At 72.7% G+C, this 3406-nt stretch carries 2 protein-coding genes; both read right to left on the bottom strand.

Annotation, left to right across the window (positions count from 1 at the left end):
- On the bottom strand, positions 1 to 387 hold a 387-nt coding region (locus tag ACRX5W_RS33170), incomplete at its 3' end, for a beta-ketoacyl synthase N-terminal-like domain-containing protein (protein WP_436792111.1).
- A gap of 93 nt (positions 388 to 480) precedes the next feature.
- On the bottom strand, positions 481 to 3406 hold a 2926-nt coding region (locus tag ACRX5W_RS33165), incomplete at its 5' end, for an SDR family NAD(P)-dependent oxidoreductase (protein ID WP_436792110.1).

The following is a 3406-nucleotide window of genomic DNA, read 5'->3' as shown; positions in this document are numbered from 1 at the left end:
CAGCAGCCGCTGCTGCGGATCCATCGCCAGGGCCTCGCGCGGCGAGATGCCGAAGAAGCCGGCGTCGAACTCGCCTGGTGCGTCGAGGAATCCGCCTTCTTTGACGTAGACCTTGCCGGCCCGGTCGGGATCGGGGTCGTAAAGGTCCTCGGCCCAGCCCCGGTCGGTGGGGAACGCGGAGACCGCGTCGGTGCCGTCCGCGACGAGCCGCCACAGGTCTTCGGGGGAGCGCACCCCGCCGGGGAGCCGGCACGCCATGCCGACGATGGCGATGGGCTCATGCGCACGCGCTTCGAGGTCGTGCACCTGTCGGCGGCTGCGCCGCAGGTCGGCGGTGACCCGGCGCAGGTACTCGACGATCTTGTCCTGATCCCGTTCTTCGGACACTGCGTCACTTCCTCGTCACGCGACGGCTGCTGCTGTGATGCGCTGGTCGCCCCGGCGTCGGGGCGAGGGTTGGCGGAGTTCTGGGAAGCGGCCTCAGGAGAGGTCGAATTCCTCGTCGATCAAGTCGAGCAGCCGGTCGACCGGCGCTGTTTCGATGTCGTTGTGGGGCGCTCGCCCGGTCGCGGCGCCGGCGGGCTCGCGGAGTTTCAGGAGCAGGTGCTCCAGCCGTTCGGCGACCTGGTCGCGTTCGGCGTCGTCGATGTGCGCGGTGGCGATCCGGTCGAGCCGGTCGAGCACGGACCCGCCGTCGTCGCTTGCGGTGAGGGGGAGTTCGCCGGCCAGATATTCCGCGACGGCGGCCGGTGTCGGGTGGTCGAAGACCAGCGTGGTCGGCAGCCGGAGGCCGGTCGCGGCGTTGAGGCGGTTGCGCAGTTCGACGGCGGTGAGCGAGTCGAACCCGAGGTCTTTGAACGGGCGGTCTCGCCCGACTTCGGCCGTGCCGTCGTGGCCCAGCACCGCGGCGGCGTACTCGCGCACCGCGGTGACCAGGGCCCGGTCGCGGTCCGGCCCGGTCAGGCCCACCAGGCGGCGGACCAAGGGCGCGATGCCGTCCGCTGCCTCGGCGGCGGACTCCGCTCCCTGGGCGACGGTCCGCCGGGCCGGCCCCGCGAGCGAGCGCAGGAGTGCCGGGACGGGGTTGCTCCCGCCGCCGGACCGCAGGGCCGCCGTGTCGATACGTACGGGCACAGCCAACGCCGCAGGGCTGCCGGGGGCGGTTGCCGCGTCGAAGAGCCGCATCCCGGTGTCAGCCGCGAGCGGCAGGACCCCCGTCCTGCTCATGCGCCGCCGGTCCACCTCGCCGAGGTGCCCGGTCATCGCGCTCGCGTCCGACCAGAATCCCCAGGCGAGCGAGGCGGCAGGGAGGCCGAGCGTCCGGCGGTGCGTGGCGAGCGCGTCGAGAAAACTGTTCGCCGCCGCGTAGTTGCCCTGCCCGGCGGTGCCCAGCACCCCGGCGAACGACGAGTAGAGGACGAACGCCGCGTTGTCGAGGCCGAGTTCCACGGTCAGTTCGTGAAGGTGCCAGCCGGCGTCGACCTTGGGGGCGAAGACGGTGTCGAACTGCTCGGGGGTCAGCGACGTCACGACCGCGTCGTCGAGTACCCCGGCCGTGTGGACGATGCCGGTGAGCGGATGGTCGGGTGGGATGGCGGTCAGCAGTGCGCGCAGCGCGACGCGGTCGGCTGTGTCGCACGCCGCGATCGTCACCGCGGCGCCGTGCCCGACGAGTTCGTCGGCGAGCGCCGCGGCCCCCGGAGCGTCCGCTCCGCTGCGGCTGACGAGCAGCAGGTGCCGCACGCCGTGCCGTACCACCAGATGCCGGGCCGCGAGCGAGCCGAGGCGTCCGGTGCCGCCGGTCACCAGCACCGTGCTGTCGGCGTCCCACGGGGATTCACCCGCCGCCGGGTTCGGCGCGGCGCGCCGCAGCCTCGGCACAAGCATCCCGTGGTGGTCGCGGACGGCCGCCTGTGGCTCGTTCAGCGCCGCCATGCGCGCCACCAGACCGGCGAGTGCGTCCCCACCCACGGTGGTGCCGAGCGGTGTGTCGACAAGGAGGAACCGGTCGGGGTTTTCGGTTTGCGCCGAGCGGACCAGCCCCCACGCAGTCGCAGCCGCCGGGTCGGCGGAGTCGCCGGGGCTCGCCGCGACCGCACCGGCGGTGACCAGGGCGAGCCGCGCGTGTGCGAACCGCTCGTCGCCGAGCCAGCCCTGCACGAGTGCGAGGGCATGGCGTGCCACGGCACGGGCGGCGTCGGGCATGGTATCCGTGTTCCGGGTCTGCTCGTCCGCCTCGTGCGGTGGATCGGTGAGCCGCACAACGACGATGGACGGGATCGGCGTCTCCGCGCCGAAGACCGCCGTGAGGTCACCACCCGCTGCCGCGTCCACGAGCAACACGTCGCCAGGGTTGGAGACTTCCGCCGTCGCGGGCTCTTCCACCGCAGTCCAGTGGATGTGGAAGAGCGCGTCGCGGAGGGCTGCTTCCCCGGCAGCGTCCTGGAACGCCTCGGCTTCCACCGGCCGGGAGAGCAACGAGCCGATCACGGCCACCGGCGCGCCCCGGCTGTCCGCCAGGTGGAGGGCGACCTCACCAGGACCGGCCGGGGCGAGACGAACCCGGAGCGCGGTGGCGCCGGTCGCGTGCACGGCAACGCCCGTCCACGCGAACGGCAGTCCCGCGGCCGTCCCGGAGAGCGGATTCGGAGTCTCGGAGAGCCCGGGGAGCAACGGATGCGTGGCCGCGTCGAGCAGCGCCGGATGCACGAAGTAGCGTTTGCAATCCGCGAGTTGCTCCTCAGCAAGCACGATCTCGGCGAACGTTTCGTCGCCCCTGCGCCACATCCGCCGCAGCCCTTGGAACGCCGGCCCGTATTGGTAGCCGAGGTCGGCGACGCGCTCGTACGCCCCCGCTATGTCCGTTTCCACTGCTTGGGGTGGCGGCCATACGGCGAACGCGGAATCCTCGGCGGACGGCCGCGCGTCAGCCGACAAGGTGCCGGTGGCGTGGCGGACCCACGGTGCCGCAACGCCGCTCTCGCTGTCCGGTTGCGCATGGATGCCGAACTCGCAGCGTCCGTCGGCGTCCGGCGGCCCGACCACGACCTGCACGCGCACCGCTTCGCTCACGGTGAGGGTGAGGGGTGTGGCGAGGGTGAGTTCGTCGATGGTGGCGGCGCCGACATGGTCGGCGGCGTGGGTGGCCAGTTCCAGGAACGCGGTGCCGGGCAACAACACGATGCCGTGGACGGCGTGGTCCGCCAGCCAAGGGTGGGCGTCCAAGGAAATCCGGCCGGTCAACACGGTCCCGCCGTCCGGAAGATCGACCGCCGCACCGAGCAGCGGATGCCCCGCCGCCCGCAACCCCGCCGAAACCACACCGGCCGCGTCCCCAGCCGGAGTCAGCCAGTACCGACGGCGCTGGAACGCATACGTCGGCAACTCCACACGCCCCACCCCGGCC

It is taken from the genome of Yinghuangia sp. YIM S10712 (assembly GCF_051388935.1).
Classification (GTDB): domain Bacteria; phylum Actinomycetota; class Actinomycetes; order Streptomycetales; family Streptomycetaceae; genus Yinghuangia.
This window is presented reverse-complemented; position numbering and strand designations above follow the sequence as displayed.